The 17,152-nt window shown below is 46.1% G+C and carries 17 protein-coding genes and 1 pseudogene; 12 read left to right on the top strand and 6 right to left on the bottom strand.

The genetic code is table 11. From position 1 onward, the window contains the following. Window positions 1-22 precede the first annotated feature (22 nt). Window positions 23-1,471: an aldehyde dehydrogenase family protein gene (locus A8L45_RS00170; protein ID WP_068897984.1), complete on the bottom strand. Its 1,449-nt coding sequence runs from the start codon at window positions 1,469-1,471 to the stop codon at window positions 23-25. Between the two features lie 76 nt (window positions 1,472-1,547). Further along, on the bottom strand, window positions 1,548-1,961 hold the full coding sequence (locus tag A8L45_RS00175) for a RidA family protein (RefSeq protein WP_068897987.1): 414 nt from the start codon (window positions 1,959-1,961) through the stop codon (window positions 1,548-1,550). A gap of 127 nt (window positions 1,962-2,088) precedes the next feature. Here A8L45_RS00175 and A8L45_RS00180 point away from each other — a divergent pair. From A8L45_RS00180 to A8L45_RS00190, 3 genes and pseudogenes are all read left to right on the top strand, one after another. Continuing rightward, a pseudogene (locus A8L45_RS00180) lies at window positions 2,089-2,969 on the top strand (LysR family transcriptional regulator). Between the two features lie 142 nt (window positions 2,970-3,111). After that, window positions 3,112-4,104 carry a 2-hydroxyacid dehydrogenase gene (locus tag A8L45_RS00185; protein ID WP_068897988.1) on the top strand — a complete coding sequence of 331 codons (993 nt, stop codon included), beginning with the start codon at window positions 3,112-3,114 and terminating at the stop codon, window positions 4,102-4,104. 155 nt (window positions 4,105-4,259) lie between these two features. Further along, window positions 4,260-4,661 carry a DUF4149 domain-containing protein gene (locus tag A8L45_RS00190; protein ID WP_217492100.1) on the top strand — a complete coding sequence of 134 codons (402 nt, stop codon included), beginning with the start codon at window positions 4,260-4,262 and terminating at the stop codon, window positions 4,659-4,661. A 38-nt stretch (window positions 4,662-4,699) separates the two neighbouring features. Here A8L45_RS00190 and A8L45_RS00195 read toward each other — a convergent pair whose 3' ends face one another. Then, a complete protein-coding gene (locus A8L45_RS00195; RefSeq protein ID WP_068897990.1) occupies window positions 4,700-5,683 on the bottom strand; it encodes a helix-turn-helix domain-containing protein in 984 nt (327 codons plus the stop codon). Between the two features lie 134 nt (window positions 5,684-5,817). Here A8L45_RS00195 and A8L45_RS00200 point away from each other — a divergent pair, with 134 nt between their 5' ends. Both A8L45_RS00200 and A8L45_RS00205 read left to right on the top strand, forming a co-directional pair. Next, a complete protein-coding gene (locus A8L45_RS00200) occupies window positions 5,818-7,815 on the top strand; it encodes a TonB-dependent siderophore receptor (RefSeq protein WP_068897991.1) in 1,998 nt (665 codons plus the stop codon). Between the two features lie 203 nt (window positions 7,816-8,018). After that, a complete protein-coding gene (locus A8L45_RS00205; RefSeq protein WP_068897992.1) occupies window positions 8,019-8,441 on the top strand; it encodes a hypothetical protein in 423 nt (140 codons plus the stop codon). A gap of 58 nt (window positions 8,442-8,499) precedes the next feature. On the opposite strand, the gene A8L45_RS00210 is transcribed toward A8L45_RS00205, so the two are convergent. After that, window positions 8,500-8,859, bottom strand: coding sequence for an HMA2 domain-containing protein (locus A8L45_RS00210; protein ID WP_068897994.1), 360 nt, complete (start codon window positions 8,857-8,859; stop codon window positions 8,500-8,502). 142 nt (window positions 8,860-9,001) lie between these two features. On the opposite strand from A8L45_RS00210, the gene A8L45_RS00215 reads away from it, so the two are divergent. The 7 genes from A8L45_RS00215 (at window position 9,002) to yegD (ending at window position 15,368) form a co-directional block, all read left to right on the top strand. Further along, the gene (locus tag A8L45_RS00215; RefSeq protein WP_083228122.1) at window positions 9,002-9,334 is read left to right on the top strand and encodes an HMA2 domain-containing protein; all 333 of its coding nucleotides are present in this window, start codon (window positions 9,002-9,004) and stop codon (window positions 9,332-9,334) included. Continuing rightward, window positions 9,331-10,128 carry a YtxH domain-containing protein gene (locus A8L45_RS00220; protein ID WP_139122260.1) on the top strand — a complete coding sequence of 266 codons (798 nt, stop codon included), beginning with the start codon at window positions 9,331-9,333 and terminating at the stop codon, window positions 10,126-10,128. Before A8L45_RS00215 ends, A8L45_RS00220 begins: the two co-directional genes overlap by 4 nt. After that, window positions 10,125-10,430 (top strand): magnetosome protein MamC family protein, encoded by a 306-nt coding sequence (locus A8L45_RS00225; protein WP_068897996.1) that lies wholly within the window; start codon window positions 10,125-10,127, stop codon window positions 10,428-10,430. The genes A8L45_RS00220 and A8L45_RS00225 overlap by 4 nt, the downstream gene beginning before the upstream one ends. After that, the gene (locus tag A8L45_RS00230) at window positions 10,420-10,770 is read left to right on the top strand and encodes a hypothetical protein (RefSeq protein ID WP_068897998.1); all 351 of its coding nucleotides are present in this window, start codon (window positions 10,420-10,422) and stop codon (window positions 10,768-10,770) included. The genes A8L45_RS00225 and A8L45_RS00230 overlap by 11 nt, the downstream gene beginning before the upstream one ends. After that, on the top strand, window positions 10,767-12,830 hold the full coding sequence (locus tag A8L45_RS00235) for a heavy metal translocating P-type ATPase (RefSeq protein WP_068898000.1): 2,064 nt from the start codon (window positions 10,767-10,769) through the stop codon (window positions 12,828-12,830). Before A8L45_RS00230 ends, A8L45_RS00235 begins: the two co-directional genes overlap by 4 nt. Before the next feature lie 296 nt (window positions 12,831-13,126). Further along, the gene (locus A8L45_RS00240) at window positions 13,127-13,693 is read left to right on the top strand and encodes a GNAT family N-acetyltransferase (RefSeq protein WP_068898002.1); all 567 of its coding nucleotides are present in this window, start codon (window positions 13,127-13,129) and stop codon (window positions 13,691-13,693) included. 319 nt (window positions 13,694-14,012) lie between these two features. After that, the gene (yegD, locus tag A8L45_RS00245; RefSeq protein WP_068898004.1) at window positions 14,013-15,368 is read left to right on the top strand and encodes a molecular chaperone; all 1,356 of its coding nucleotides are present in this window, start codon (window positions 14,013-14,015) and stop codon (window positions 15,366-15,368) included. Between the two features lie 363 nt (window positions 15,369-15,731). Here the strand turns inward: yegD and A8L45_RS00250 are convergent, their stop codons facing one another. Both A8L45_RS00250 and A8L45_RS00255 read right to left on the bottom strand, forming a co-directional pair. Continuing rightward, window positions 15,732-16,178: a MarR family winged helix-turn-helix transcriptional regulator gene (locus A8L45_RS00250; protein WP_083228123.1), complete on the bottom strand. Its 447-nt coding sequence runs from the start codon at window positions 16,176-16,178 to the stop codon at window positions 15,732-15,734. A 383-nt stretch (window positions 16,179-16,561) separates the two neighbouring features. Then, on the bottom strand, window positions 16,562-17,149 hold the full coding sequence (locus tag A8L45_RS00255; protein WP_068898006.1) for an OmpA family protein: 588 nt from the start codon (window positions 17,147-17,149) through the stop codon (window positions 16,562-16,564). Window positions 17,150-17,152 lie beyond the last annotated feature (3 nt).

Here is a 17,152-nt window from a genome sequence, read left to right on the forward strand (position 1 = left end):
CATCTCCTTTTACACATCAGGCTCAGTAGGCACGCTGATAAGCCGTTTTAACTACAGTGTAAAAATCTTTTGCATACTGGCCCTGTTCGCGCGGACCAAAACTGGATGACTTTCTGCCACCAAAAGGTACGTGATAATCAGTCCCTGCAGTAGGCAAATTAACCATCACACAACCCGTCTGTGCTTGCTGCTTAAACAGAGTGCTTGTCTTCAGACTTTGGGTGATCACACCTGCGGTCAACCCAAAGCGGGTGTCATTGACAGTACTTACAGCATGTTCAAAATTATCCACCTTAATCACACAGGCCATGGGAGCAAAAAGCTCTTCCTGATTCACATCCCAGCTATTGTCTGTACCGGTAAACAAGGTTGGTGACATGAAAAACCCGTCAGTTTCCCGGGTCAGTGTTTCGCCACCAAACACCAGCTCTCCCCCGCGCTGTTTGGCAACTTCGACCCAACGCAGATTCGAATCAAGCTGAGTCTGGTCAACCACTGGCCCCATAAAGACTCCGTCCTGCAGAGCAGGACCAACACTGACTGATTTAAGACGGGCGACTAATGCTTCAACGAAGGCATCGTGAATATTTTTATCGACAACAAGACGGGAGGAAGCCGTGCATTTTTGTCCCGTACCTGAATATGAACCCGCCAGAGACGCTTCAACCGCAATATCGATGTCAGCATCCTCTGCAATATAGAGAGCGTTCTTACTGCCCATCTCTAACTGACAGCGAACAAAGTTAGGCGCAGTAGCAGCAGCAACCTGACGCCCTACAGCGACAGAACCAGTAAAACTCACCGCATCAATATCTGTACTGTTTATCAGCCTGTCGCCAACATCGCGCCCAGATCCGAGTAATAGATTAAAGGTGCCCGGCGGCAAATCCTGACGGTCTATGATGTCAGCCAGTGCAACTGCACTCGCCGGGGTGAGATTTGCTGGCTTCCATATCACACTGTTTCCAAATGCAAGAGCGGGCGCTATCTTCCAGGCGGCGGTTGCAGTAGGAAAATTCCAGGGAGAAATAACCGCAACAACACCCACGGCTTCGCGGGTAACCTCAACCTGAACGCCGGGACGCACTGAGTCAGAAATATCCCCCATCTGACGTAACACCTCGGCCGCGTAATATTGAAAAAACTGGCCAGCGCGATAAATCTCGCCACGCCCTTCCGCAAAGGGCTTGCCTTCCTCACGCGATAATAAGGTGCCTAATTCATCACAGCGAGCAATCAACTCATCACCAATTGAACGTAAAACGCCGAGCTTTTTCTCAAGTGGTACTTTTTCCCAGACAGGCTGTGCAATACGGGCGGCTGCAATTGCATTTTCTACTTGATTAGCATCTGCCTGAGAAAATTCGCCTAGAGATTCATTCATATTAGAGGGATTAATATTGGGTACTGTTTTAGATCCCTCTTGCCAACGACCATTTATATAAAGTGCTTTTTCACTATTTATAGACATCGCTCTAACCCATCCTTTTTATATTCAGTGTGTTTTTCCGCTCTAGAAAAGTATGTGCCTCTTTATGCAACTGTATTTATTCTTTTTTTACTTGGGCATATACCACTAATTCGACCAACATTTCCTCGCGAGCCAGACCAGCAACAATCATTGCTGCACGATTGGGATAAGGAGCATCAAAATATTTACCATAAATACCATTAAATACATTGAGATAAGAACGATCGGTAACATATATCAATACTTGTAAAACGCTTTCAGCATCTTCACCTGCTGAATTCAACGTTGATATTAAATTTTCCATTACCTGAATTGACTGAGCTGCAATTCCACCTTCGACAACGTTTCCATCGGCATTAATTGGTATTTGTGATGTATATAAAATGCCATCAGACTTTACAGCCCAACTTAGTGGTGCGGGTGTCGCGTACAGATTTGTTTTAATAGATGTCTTCAAATTGACACTCCTAGAATAATCATTCGAATCCATAGTTGATATCAAAACCCAAATATTGCATAACATTTATCGATAAATCGAACTATAAATTTATAACAATTGATAAATAAAATTTATCAATATAAGTAAAAATAAAATAAAAACATGGAGGGCTAGGTATATGGGCATCAAAGTTCAACAATTGATGCATTTTTCGTTGGTTGCAGAAATGGGGGGTTTTCGGGCAGCAGCATCGAGAGCCAATAGAACACAAGCAGCATTATCCACATCAGTTAAGGAGCTTGAAAAATTATTAGGACAGTCACTCTTTCAAAGTGGTCATAAAGCACAACTCACCCCTTTCGGACAATATTGCTTGCCGAAAGTGAAACGATTTTTAGCCTTGTACAATGATTTTAATGCTGACCTGAAAGCTGCGGCTTCAGGAGAGTCAGGAATCATCAGAATCGCCAGTGTGCCGTCTGTAGCAGCCAAACTCATTCCTAACGTTTTGGCTGAATTCACATCCATGTATCCCGACGTTCAGGTATCTCTGGTTGATGACAACGCGGCAGGGGTAGAAACCAAGTTGTTGACTGGCGAGGTTGATCTCGCAGTGGGTAACTGCCTTCACATAAAAGACAATAATATTTCGTTTGAACCGCTTCTCAGTGATCCAGTTGGCGCTGTCTGCCAGCTAGACCATCCACTTGCCCAACTGCAGATGGAAAACCTATCAAATGGGAGCAAATGGCATCATTCCCTTTTATTCGGAATGGGACTTGCTCACTCCTCTCTAAAACCGCCGCAAGTCAGCTGGCGGAGAATGCGCTTTACTCGGTTCAGAATATTACATCTCTTTTCTCAGTGTTGGAGCATGGCGTTGGAATCACCACACTTCCCAGACTGGCATTTAACGAGCGGGCGTCAAACCTCTGCTGGATCCCCATTGAAGACCCGTATGTCGAGAGAGAAATCGGTATATTCAAGCTCGGGGGCCGCTACATCTCGCCGCAGGCAGATAACTTTATGGACCTCTGTATTAAAATGATAAGGGGTTAATAGATAAGGAAGATACATTGCCGTCACGGACGTGGCGGCAATGAACTCGTTCCTCTCAGACGTAAGTAATACGCACTCGATTTGACACTGCCCATATTTATAGTGATCCTTGACCGAAATGTATGTAATTCAGGAATACATCATGAAAGTCGCCGTATTTAGTACAAAAAAGTACGATCAGGATTCTTTTCAAAAGCATAATCAGGCTTTTAATCATCAACTTAGTTTTTTTGACTTCAGACTCACAGAACAAACCGCCAGATTACTGGACGGATTCGATGCAGTCTGCGCTTTTGTTAATGATGATTTAAGCGCTTCGGTGCTTGAAATACTTGCCGAGCATGGCGTGCGGGTGATCGCCATGCGTTGCGCAGGTTTTGACAAGGTTGATATTGAAAAAGCGGCCTCACTGGGGCTTGAGGTTGTCAGGGTCCCTGCTTATTCGCCGGAATCTATTGCTGAGCATACTCTCGGGCTGATGTTAAGCCTTAACCGACGGATACATCGTGCTTACCAACGTACCCGGGAGGCAAACTTCTCACTGGAAGGTCTGACCGGATATAATTTCCACGGTCGAACTGTCGGAGTAATTGGCACGGGTCGAATTGGCGTGGCAACGATTCGTATTTTAAAAGGCTTTGGTATGAAAGTGCTTGCTTTCGACCCCTACGAAAATGCCGAGGCAGTAGCACTGGGAGCGACTTACACCTCACTTGACGAGCTTTACCGTCAGTCACATGTCATCAGCCTGCATTGTCCGATGAGTAAAGAGAACTACCATATGCTCGATGCGGACGCCTTTAATAAGATGCGTGACGGCGTCATGATCATCAATACCAGCCGGGGCGGGTTGATCAATTCTCAGGATGCAATTGAGGCATTAAAAGAGCGCAAAATTGGTGCATTAGGCGTTGATGTATATGAAAACGAACAAGAATTATTTTTTGAAGATAAGTCAAACGACGTGATAAAAGATGATGTCTTTCGTAGGCTTTCATCATGCCACAACGTTCTGTTCACGGGTCATCAGGCTTTCCTAACTGAAGAAGCACTTGGCAACATCGCAGATACCACTCTCAACAACCTCAAAATGTTTGAGATAGGAGAAAAGTCGGGGAACGAAATTTTCGGCTGATTGCCCTCACAATAACCGCTGTATACTTGTTAGCCCGGAGCGTTCGTTGCTCTGGGCAGATCTCAACAGCCATGCCTGCCCAGTTGACGACCTTTCATTGATCCAGTCATAGTGACTCACGTACTGCTCAACATGACTGACAATGAGGGACAATCGTGGCGTACATTACTTTTTTTACATTGGTCGTTATGCTTGGAGGCATGGTGACATTTCAAATCCTCTTTGCCCCCCTTTTGTTTACCCAACTTGGTAAAGAGAATTTTTCTACCTTCATCCGGGCATTCTTTCCCTGGTATTACATTTATTTCGGTCTGCTCAATCTCATCCTTTTCGCCTCTTTTATCGTTCAGAGCATTCTCGGACAATCGGATTGGTTCTTGATTTTTTTATCTGGATTCAGTCTGCTTGGCTTTTATGTCTCTCGTCAGATCCTGATGCCGAAAGCTAACGAAGCGTCTGATGCCGGCGAAAAAAAGGCCTTCGACCGCTATCATCGCAGTACAGTAATAATCAACACGATCCAGTTGTTTATCGTTATCTACCTTATCTGGCCGTAACGCAAAAGCGACGCTGCCATCGAGCAGCTCATCGCTAGTCAGCTCACATCTGCCTTGTCAGCGAAAAAACTGGGCGGATGTCCGAAGGCTCGTCTAAAAGCATTGGTAAAATTGGACGGGTGGTGATATCCGGCCTGATATGCAGCTTCTGTGATCGTCATCAAACCGCTTTCAAGACATTGCTTTGCCATATCCAAGCGGCGTTGTCTGATGTAAGCGTTGACTGGCATTCCCAAATGCTCCCGACATTTTCGTTGGAAACTTGAGACGCTCATTGCGAAGTGAGCAGCCAAAGATGCCAGTTCCAGTGGCTCTGCCAAATTATTTTCAATATGACTGATTATTTTTTCAATGCCGTTCCCCACAGTTATTGCATTGGTGCTGGTAAACGCAGGGAATATCCCGGCCTCAACCTGTTGTACCAACTCACCAATTGTCTGATAGACCAAACTCTCCATCTTTACTCGCTCAGAAAATGCAGCGGGCGAATCAAGCGATATAAGTTGCTCACAGAGGACCAATAATTCTGGCGTCATGACAATTGATAATGAAGCATGGTGTTGCTCAATGAACCGGTTGATAGCACAGGAGTTCGAAGACATTTTCCGAACCCATGAGGGGTAAAGCATCAAATTTAGTTTGGCTGTGCGGTTTCCCCGCCTGAGCCTTCGGGTAAAGGCCGACGGACGGGCAACATTTGCCATGATTCCGCATGGCGCAGACGATGCATCGAGGTGAAAATCATGGTCGTCATAACCAAAGCTAAGGCTTCCCTCTAATAAAAAGGTGACCATAACTGCTGGCGTTACAGACGATAAAACTTGCATATCGTCCAGCTCTTTTACCCTGCCGGCATGCAGTGAAAAAGCGCCCTCGTGGCGATATGAAGTCAGCTCACCTTTTACTAACGGCGATCCCATTGACGATAATGTGCCTTTTATCAGCTGATTTTCTGACTCTTCATCATTCACTTTGGCTGGCACGTTGAGGAGTTTGATTCGAGGATGAGGCGTAATACCCATTTTGCACTTTCCTAATAACAACTATGCAATCCCGCATAACAATCCTGACTTTCCCTGAGTGAAGATGGAATCTACCATACATGAGAATTGTTATCACTTGCATTTGGAGTATTACGTTGGAAAGGTATTGTCTCATGGATAGTTGTAACCTTGCTTTGCCGAAAAAGTCACTACTTTGCCTGGCCGTTGGCCTCGCACTAAGCAATCCTGCTATGGCAGCGGAAAGCACCGAGATGGATGATGTTGTTGTCTGGGGTACCAAGGTCTCCAGTGACTCAGAATCGGTGGGTGCAGATGATATGTCGCTCAAGCAGGCAGACCATATGTCTGATATTCTGCGTGATATTCCAGGTGTAGACGTGGGTGGTACCCACTCGGTCAACCAGCGTATTAACATCCGTGGCCTGAACGAAACGGACTTGGACATTCGATTGGATGGCGCTTCTCAACACGCTAACATGTTCCACCACATCGGTAACCTCACCCTAAACCCAGATATCCTGAAAAGTGCCGACATCAAAGTCGGTAACAACTCAGTGACTCAGGGCGGACTGGGTGGTGCAGTGAATTTTGAGACCAAAAATGCTAAAGACCTGTTGGGATACGGACAGGAATTCGGTGGTCGTATTTTCGGTGGCTTTGCTGACAATAACAACCGTCAGACCTCGTTAACACTCTTCGGAAAACTGAGTGATCAAATTGATGCCGTGGTTTATGGCCACCAAGTCCAACGCGACAACTTCCGCGACGGTGAAGGTAACGAAGCTTTCGGCACCGCCGGAGATGTAGTCAACGTACTGGCAAAAGTAGGCTTTGAGCCTTCTGAAGGCCACCGTCTGGAATTGTCATACGACGTATATCGTGACAGCGGCGACTACAATCCACGTCCTGACATGAACGGTGATACAAATATCGCGCTTACTAAGGGTCGCTTACTTCTCCCTACGAATTACGACAGGGATACAGTGACACTCAACTACAACTTAAAAACATCTTCATTGAAAGGTAAGGCAACACTTTACAACAGCAAAACCTTTATTGAACGCGATGAGAGTAAAACAGGTTGGAGTAGATATGGCCGCGAATCCATCAATACCGCGACCAACAGTAACACGGGCGGAAACGTAACGCTGCAGTCAGAGCTTGTTATTGCAGGACTGGATAATCAAGTCACCTATGGTGTCGATTATCTGGACAAAACCAGCAAGAGTGAATTTGGTGGCAAGCAATACATGAGTGAGTCTGCTCGCTCTGCGGCAGCATTTGTTGAAAACACGCTTCACCTTAATAAAAAATGGGAAGTCACTGCTGGGCTTCGATTTGATGATTACCGTCGCGATGCGATGACAGGTAGCGATGACTTTAACGGCACAACATGGTCACTAGGTAGTGAGTATGCACTTACGCCTGAGCTTACTGTTTTTGCCAACACCCGCACCCTGTTCAAGGGTCCAGAGTTGCTTGAAACCTTCGTTAAATATCAAAAAGATGCCTTTCTTGCTGATGATATCAAGTCAGAAACAGGCCAAAATACTCAGGGTGGTCTCCGCTACTCTCAAACATTCGGTGAACATTTCCTGAGCGCAAACCTGACAGTATTCAAGACCCGCATCGATGACCACATTGTCGAAGAATGGCAGCGTGGTAGCTACTTAATCAAAAACGATGGCGATGTTGAGTATACGGGTGCTGAGATCAGTACTGGTTACGGTTATGAAAACTTTAACGCCAAACTTTCTTATGCACAGTCAAATAACAAACACCTGACAACAGGTGGACCAATCACCAAAGATGGACGAAGCACTGACATCGGTGACAGCATCGCGCTGACGCTCGACTATGAGGCGGAGAGTCTTGATACCCTATTTGGTTGGACTGCTGTTTCAGTCCTCGAAGAGAGCAATGTAATTAAAGGCAACAAGCCAAAAGAAGGCTATAACGTCCATAATGTATATGCACAGTGGATGCCATCAAATATTGCTGACCTCTCTGTCACACTGGGCGTAGACAACCTCTTTGACGAAACGTACGTTTCTCATGCATCACGTTCAGGCGTGATACGTGGTGGATTTACGAGTGATGACTACGAGCCGGGCAGAAACATCAAACTGTCTGCTTCATACCAGTTCTAATTTCACATTACTTACTCAAGCCTGCCATTCGGCAGGCTTTTTTGATCATTTGACAGGTAAATGTGGCAATAATCGGTCGTACTGGCGAAAAAATCCGCTAACAGCGCGATTTAACAAGCTAAAAATTGCTTTAAAACAAACGATTAAAAATGACCTGAGTTATACTAGATAAAGGGAAGTTGGAGTAAAGAAGTAGGAACAAGATGGGAGCAAAAAAAGCGCTTCGTAAGTTGAAAAAACAGAAAGAGAAGCTTAAAACGGAGTCAGCCCGTCAGCTCATGGAACTTGCGAAAAGTACAGTTTCCTCAGACGATCACCCCTCAACACAACGGCAACATGCCTTAAGTGCAGATCTCAAAGCGGTATCAAAAGAAGCACTGACCAGTATGGCATCAGAACTGGCTGTTCCCTTTAATCCGTTGCTCTCTTGGTTTAACGAGGGAAGTATTGTTGTCAATCTTAGGAATTCAAATGACAGTGAGGGTAAACAAACCGCTATCGTCACTGCGCCAACAGTTAAGTCAATCACTCACTTACCGTTAAAATCGCCGCCGTGTAAACGTTGCCCTGCACTTCAGAATGGCATTTGTAAGTGCGCTGCGAAAAAGCTTCAGCAACACGCTTAGCACTCGTCGCGGAAATAGGCTGGAGGGCTAAGAATGGTGCGGAGTATCCGTGAGAGTACTAGAGACTCAAAATAACCCGGCTTACCGTCGGCCCCAACAGGCGTTTTAACATCACCCCGGCTACACCCTTTGCCAGTGTTTTGGTGCCACTGACAACAGCGTTTTCAACGAAAGAGGGTTTTGAACGACTTGCCATCCATCCGTGGCTATCCAAAATTTCAAGGATGCTCTCACTGTCAAGCTGAGCAGGGTCAAAAGTGATCGCGACTGAACCTGCATATTTTTTATATTTAATAGCCGTAATTGCCTCGATTTTATTCAAGTCTTCTATTAGTTTTTCGACCTCTTTTGGATGGTCGAAAATATAGTCAGACCTGACTCTAACTCTATGATTTGTATTGTGAATGTAAGTATTCATAAAAATGCCAATCTAAGTGATAATTATTATTAATATTAAACAGAGGTCCATAATTTGATCAAGTTCAAATAATAGAAAAAATTTGATCTGCATTTCACTTTTAAACATTGTTTCGTCAACGAGAATAAATACACTCCGCCCCATGAATGAATATATCAATACAGCGATGAAGCTCAGACGCTGGGTAGTCATCGGACACCATATTCCTGGGCGCATCAGACTCAAATATAAATTGGGTATTCTCAGCCAACTGGCCGCATTCAAAACCGATGCGATAGAGAATACACTTGGGGCTATTCCTGCCTTTAAAAACTATAAATTGAACAGCGCAACCAGCAGCATTGTTGTCGAATATGATGCAACGTTGATCGACCCTACTTGGGTGGATGCGTTTTTTTCTGATTCAAGCGACGCTGCTGAACAAGCCTGCATTTCAATCGCCAACAGCATAAATGTTAACGGAGTCAATCAATGACCGATGCACAGGCTCAGGGAATCAATCCCGATCCTAATGTTCAGGCAAACCCTGCCGAACAACAGCCGCAAATGCCGCCGCAAGGAGGTTATTTTGGTTATCCTCCGCATATGGCTCCGCCTCCGCACATGGCACCCAATTCGCCTTTTGCTGGCCAAGCACACATGCAACCACAAATGCCTCCACAGCATCCAAACGGCTTTCAGGCTCAGCCTCAAATGTGGCCGCCACATATGTGGATGCAGCACCCAGCCTACGCTCAGCCAGGCATGATGCCTCCTCCAGTTCACTGGCAGGCTCAGCCTCAGATGCAACAAGCCCAACCTCAGGCTCAGCAACCAGCTGATAACACTCAAGGCGGCAATCCGCAGAGTGATGCAATGATGGAACAGGCACAAGCCATGCTGGAAGGTGTGCTTGGCGAAGAAGTAAGTATGTATAAAGAACTATTAGGAAGCTTTGGTATGAATGATAAAGAATTTTGGAAAGGCGCTATGGTTGGTGCCGCAGCAGCACTACTTCTGAGCAACGAAAATGTTCGTGGCAAGCTGGTTGGTCTGGTAGCTGGTGCAGGTGACAAACTGAAGTCAGGCGGTTGCGCCGTGAAAGATACTGCCGCTCAAACTGCAAGCTCAGTACGTGAAAATATCACCACTGGCAGTGAGATCTTCCGCGACACTTATGCGGCAAGCAAGCAAGGTTTTCAAGAATCAGTAGAGCGTCATAATCAGGAAAAACAGTCTGAAAACGTTCAGCAAGAACAAACTGATAAAGACGATACTGCGACAGCATGAGTAATTCATCCAACACCTTAAGCCCGACAAGTCGGGCTTTGCTCATCGGCGCGATGGCAGGTGGTGGGGCGTCAATTGCAAAAAACTGGAAAAACCATCAGCAAGGTCAACTTTCAACCAATGAGCTGGTCTCTAAAGCGACAAGCTCAGCGCTAAAAACAGGCGCGCTGAGTGGTGCATCGACCTATGTTGCAGGTCAAATGGCAGGACGCCCTGCTCTTTCTTTAATGACAATTATCAGTGCTGGTGTTGCAGGGGTTTACCTCATGGACCAGTTCTCAGAGAAAAAAAATGAACAATAATAACCAAAATCCGGGTTTCCCATATTACGGCTACCCTTACAACGCTTATCCTCAACAGCCTGCTGCTCAACAGCCTAATACTCAGCAAATGCCTCAACAAAATGCTGACGCACAACCATACAAGAAGCAGAACTCAAAGACGCATTTCGCTATGGGTCTGGTTGCGGGTGCAGCGGCAGCGTACATCATAGGTAACAAGAAATTCCGTCAGGGTGTTTCTGCTACCGGTGAGAAAGCATGGTCAGCAGTCCGTGGTGAAGTTGAAGAGTTAAAAGAACGCTTGGAAGATACTCAGGCTGAACTGGAATACTATCGCAATCTTCACAAAGGCGACGAATGACAGCTCTAGAGGTAAAACACCACTTTCCGGGGCGCATTCGCTTTAAAGCGGGTGCCCTGAGACATCACAAAGATGTGGGTGAGTGGATCAAACACAGCCTGATGGCTATTCAAGGCATTCGTGATGTACGTGTCAATGAATCAGCCTGCTCCATCGCCATTGAATATGATGTGTCTCTGCTCGACGCCAAGACGCTGGAAGCGCGTCTGGAAACGTTAGATTTTAATGACGCTGAGCACGAAGAAACTGAACACCAGTTCACTCGTGGCGATATTGCCATGAATGTTATTGGTACGCTTTCGGCTGCACTGCTGCCCAACAAATGGGGTGCTCTCACAACAGCAACACTCATTGCGCCGACATTGGCTGAAGGTATCTCTGATGTCAAAGACGGTCATATGTCAGTCGAAGTTCTCGATGCGATAGCTGTTGGACTGTCAGCCTGGCGTGGTGATTACAAGACAGCCATGATGACCCAGAGCTTAGTCAGCCTTGGCGAATACATGGAGCAAAAAACCAGCCGAAACAGTGATCAGTTACTTGCCGACCTCATGCGCCCGCAGCAGTCTCTGGTATGGCGGGTATCCGAATCAGGAGCACGCGAACAGGTCAACTCAACAGAGCTGATCGTTGGCGATATCATTGAGCTGGCACCGGGTACTGCAATTCCTGCTGATGGTGTGGTGATTGAAGGCACAGCACTGATCAACCAGTCAGCCCTTACAGGTGAAAACGTACCTGTGAGACGTGAGCTTGATGCTGTCGTTTATTCCGGTACAAGTATTCACGACGGCACAATTAAAGTGCGTGTCGAGAAAGTTGGCTCAGAATCAACAACGGCAAAAATCGCTCAGCTAATCTATGACTCACTGAGTGAAAAGAGTGAAATACAGCAGGTCACTCAGGACATGGCAAATCGCCGGGTGAAAATCACCTTAGGCATTGGTGCCGCCGTCTTCGCGCTGACTCAGGACATCAACCGTGTTGCTTCTGTATTTCTGGTTGACTACTCCTGCGCGCTGAAACTCAGCACGCCAGTCACCTTCAAATCTATTATGTATCGTGCAGCACAACAGGGCATCCTGTTAAAAGGCGGCAGCGCGATTGAAAAACTCGCCAAAGTGGACACCTGTGTTTTCGATAAAACAGGCACACTGACACACGGCGATATGGAAGTGACCGATGTTGTGCCACTTTGTGGTAAAAACTCGGCAAGAGATCTGTTGGCTATTGCTGCTTCTGTTGAAGAGCACAGCAACCACCCACTGTCACAGGCTGTGGTTAATGCTGCCAAGCACAATCAGTTACCACATATTGACCATGGCGAAGTAGAGTACGTGATCGCTCACGGCCTGAAGAGCACACTCAATGGCGAATGTCTGGTTATGGGAAGCCGCCACTTCCTCGAAGAGCACGAGGGTGTGGATTTCTCAGCGTATGAGCAAGACATCATCAGCTACGAAGAGAAAGGTCGTCATCTGATCTTTATCTCTCACGATAAAAAGCTGATTGGTATGATTGGTTTGCGTGACCATTTACGTGAAGACGTGGTGGAGACACTGAGTCACTTGCGTCAAATGGGCATTAAAGAACTGGTAATGATCTCTGGTGACCGTGCTTTCAAAGCGCAGATGCTTGCTGATGAGCTGAAACTGGACAAGGTTTTCGCCGAAGCCACGCCGAAAAGTAAGTCTACCATCATTGAGCAATTGCAGCGTCAGGGCCGAAACGTAATGTTCGTTGGTGACGGTGTTAACGATGCTCCTGCACTGACCAAAGCAGACGTAGGTGTCGCTATGTGCCGTGGTACTGAGCTGGCTCGTCAGGCTGCCGATGTGGTCTTACTGCGGGACAAGCTGTATGGCGTTGCCGAGACCTACGAACTGGCTCAAATTGCCATGAAGATGGTCAACAGCAATATCAAAATTGCAGAGTATGTAAACAGTGGCATTATGCTGGCCGCAGCAATGGGATGGTTAAACCCAACGCTGAGTGCCATCCTGCATAACGGTACAACACTGGGCATTCTGGGCCGCTCTGTGGCGATAAAGAACGGGTAACCCCTTCTTCCAGAACAAACATACCAACTAAAACACACTGCATGGCAGTGTGTTTTTTTATCTGTACTCAAATAACCTGCAAATTTAGGATTCAGCGAGCTTGGGTATAGCTATCGCTTTTATGTAACCTTCGCAGACCAACAGAATCAGTGCGTAAAGGCTACCGCACTTTTTATTTTTTCACATCACGGTTTACAGAATCGGATTTATATTGGCATCAACAACACACGCAATGTACCCAAGCAAACCCAGGTCGCTTGAGTTAAATTTTTGATTGAGGTTAACGAGTCAGCACAATGAGTCACGACAACTACCAAATCTCTATTTTGAAGAGAAAAAGCCAACTCGATAACGTCCTCCGATTAACGCATGACTCCTTGGTTGAAATAGGTGCCATTAACCCTGCGCCATCAGGTATGTTTAATTTCGCTCCTCATCTGGATGAAACTGAAGATACCACCGTTCTCATTGCTGAAAAGGATGGTGAAATAATAGGTACCAGCTCAATAACGATAGATGGTAAGGCTGGACTTATTTCAGACCACTTATTTGAGCGTGAAACTAACCGTATGAGAGAGAAGTCGTCTTCACCCATTTCCTCAGCTTGGAGATTCGCGACAAAAAAAGAATATAGAAATAACAAGAAACTGGCTGTTGATCTCATGACCAAAACGAGGGAAGTGCTGAGAGAAAGCAACTCAGAACTCTGTCTGTGCCTCTTTCAGGAAAAACATGTTCGCTTTTATCAAAAATTTTTCAATGGAGAAGTAGTAGCGAAAAAGATAGGCACTGCAGATGGCTCTGACTATGCAAATTTTGTTTTAATGGCAATTGCGATAAACGATGTCAGGAGCAAGGTCTAGGTTCATTTAACGCGCTGAATCCCTATGGGTATCGATACATTTAACCTACGCTTTTTTCTCCGATATGTCGCTTTTCATCAACTGGTTGGTAGAGCTTTACTCACTGAAGTAACGCTATCTTAGCGACTCATTTCTACAAGAGTTAGCCTTTGTTTTAGTACAACTCCTTTCAGCTCTACAAAGCTTGAACAAATCACATCTACCTTCACTTGAGCCGCCAAATTATTTTGTGACGTCAGTTTTAGCTTTCTTAAATTTCCTTGTCTTTATATCCAGTTTCCGTAGACTGTCTCGCCTTTTCCTGATCATTTAGGTGTTTATGTTTATTGGCTTTGACTACGGAACCGCAAACTGTTCAGTGGCAGTGATGGAGCAGCAGACTCCACGCCTCATTCCTCTTGAGGGCGATAGCTATTTTATACCCTCAACCCTCTGTGCGCCGACCCGTGAGTCAGTCAGTGAATACCTTTATCGCTTTTTTAAACTCACCCCTACCGATCCCTTGGGGGAGCAATTACTGCGCAGTGCCATCGCCGCCAACCGTGATGAGGGTATAGAGCTGGTTCCCGGCGATTTGATGTTTGGCCAAGCCGCACTCAGTTGCTATCTCGATGATCCGGAAGAGGTGTACTACGTCAAGTCACCGAAATCCTTCCTCGGTGCAACCGGGCTAAGAGATGTTCAGATCCGTTTTTTTGAGGATCTGGTCTGCGCCATGATGGCTAACATCAAACAACAAGCTGAATCCCACCTCCAGCAGGATATTACCCAGACCGTGATCGGCCGTCCCGTTAACTTTCAGGGGCTCGGGGGCGACAAAGCCAATCAACAGGCTGAAGCCATTCTCCGGACTGCCGCGACGCGAGCTGGATTTACCGACATTGCCTTTCAGTTTGAGCCTGTTGCGGCTGGTCTCGATTACGAAAGCCAGCTAACAGAAGATAAAACCGTACTGGTAGTTGATATCGGTGGCGGGACCACAGATTGCTCCCTGCTGCGGATGGGACCCAGTTATCGTGATCAGGCAGATCGCAAAAATAGTCTGCTTGGTCACAGTGGCTGCCGGGTGGGCGGTAACGATTTGGATATCTATCTGGCCTTTGAAGAGTTAATGCCTGCATTCGGCAAAGGAAGCAAAACAGAACGCGGGATAGAAATGCCTGTTACCCAGTTCTGGAATCCTATAGCCATCAACAATGTTGCGGCACAAACCGATTTCTACGCCAGCAGCAACCGGAGGGTTATTGAGCAGCTCATTCGTGACGCACAACACCCAGAGCGCCTTTCACGCCTGCTCGCTGTCCACCAGCAGACACTGGGATACCAAATTGTCCGACATGCTGAAGAAGCCAAAATTGCTCTGTCGCAAACCCAAGAGGTAACATCTTCTATTCCGCTGAGTGGCCAGCAGGTTGCTTCGTCTATCAGCCAGCAGCAACTTGAGGCTGCAATCGCGACGCCGGTGAACAAAATTGTAGACTTGGTTCGTGATGCTCTCGCTCAGGCCAGTGAAAAGCCAGATGTTATTTATATGACAGGCGGCAGTGCACGTTCTCCCATTCTGCGCGCGCTCATGGAAAGAGAACTACCAGGCGTGCCTGTTGTTGTGGGTGATTTCTTTGGCTCAGTGACCGCAGGTCTTGCCCGGGATGCACAGAAGGTGTTCAGCCACTAGGCCCTTTTACGGAAGCATGATCAAGAAGAGCAGCAACAGGCTACTCTTTTTTATGTCCAAACTTTGACGAATATTCACCGCCATATTAGAGAAAGGTACAGCCTGTATCAGACAAAAAAGGGCTCTATGTTTTTTGAGATTTTTTACACGTATCTATGCGTAAAAAACCAAAAAGAAGGCGTACAAAAAACCAAAAAGATGGGGAAGTGACATTTGCATTACAAAGGTTAAACTGGCGATTTTAGCTTTAATTTCGCAACATTTAGACCACTTTTACCGTATTTTATTCAATGGGTATTTTAGAAAATGAGAGGATGACCAAGGTCAGCCAGACGCATTCCTTCTGACTGACACCCTGTTTTTTTACAATGCGTTCAAGACCTTTTTCAGAGTATTTTGCAGGTGAAGCAACTCATCATCCGTCATAATCGAACGATAAAAATCGATGCTTTTATGAGTGATTTGATTGAGCATTGTGTTCACTTTTGTACCAGATTCAGTCAGCGACAATACTTTGGCACGCCTGTCCTGTGTATCCTCATGTCGGTTGATCAGATCTGCCTCAACCAAACTTTGTACAATCCGGCTGATCTTCGACTTTTCGCTGGCAAAATAGATCAACTCGATCAATTCACTCTGATGCAATTGCCCTGACTTACCGATACTGTAAATCACGAATATCTGCTCAGGTGTCAGGTTGATACCTTGCGTGGATAATATTTCATGAAAGCGATGTGACGTCTTCATGCCAATAAGTCGACACAAAGAACCTATGCTATTCTGCATATCCATATCAATGGAACTGTTCAATTATCTACTCCAAAATCTCGTTGAAAAGTGAGAATGCGTGTATAAAAAACAACCAACACTCTCACAGTAAAACCATTGTTATTTGTTATGTTCTTATCAGAATGACAAAAAGGGTTAGCAAAGCCAAGAATCAATCTTTCGTCGATCGACACGATCTCACTAAAAACAGCGTAACATTACGGTAATATTGGAGCAGGATCTCTTGATAAAGATCATTAAAATGAAGGAATTACAAGATAAACATAAAAAAAGTCAACACAATTGTGCTGACTTTATACGATTAAGTGCATTTTTGCTTGATTGGCTATTTTCTCACCAAGCTGATGTGGAATAGCCGCCGGACGACGATGTGATTGTGAAAGCCCGCACGGCTGCCAAAAACACTACACACCAACAGACAGCACGACCCTCCGGTTTAGTTGGCGACCAGCCCGCGTTTTGTTACTGGCATCAGGTTGTTGCTCGCCTAATGACGATTCACTGATTTCTCCGGCAAGTGATTTTTTGCTCAAATACCCAGCCGCACTCGCCGCTCGCTTTCCACCCAGTTTTTGGTTGTAGCGTGCAGAGCCCATATTGTCGGTATGTCCTTCAACCTGCCATGACTTCCCGGCCATCTTTTTCGACCAGTGATCAAGCGTCTGCTTGGCGGGTAAGGATAATTCGGCCCGATCAAAGGCAAACAGTACCTTACCCAAGCCCTCTACACCATTGATCATGTGATGGCATTGCGATGACTGAAATTTTGAAAACTCGCCCAATGCTATTTTGGCTTCGACTGTGTCAGCAACGAGGATATCGCTGACCTGATATCTGCCGCCTTGGTGAAACCCAATCTTGACTCGCTTCACCTCAACATGGTGTTCAACACTGTGGGTCAGTTTGTGGCAAAACTGCCAGTTATCGCTGGCTAATGCCGGTGAAGAAATCAGCACCATGGTGCTTGCCAGTCCAAATAATAATCGACTCATTGA

The organism is Veronia pacifica, from assembly GCF_001707825.1.
In the GTDB taxonomy this organism is placed as follows: domain Bacteria; phylum Pseudomonadota; class Gammaproteobacteria; order Enterobacterales; family Vibrionaceae; genus Veronia; species Veronia pacifica.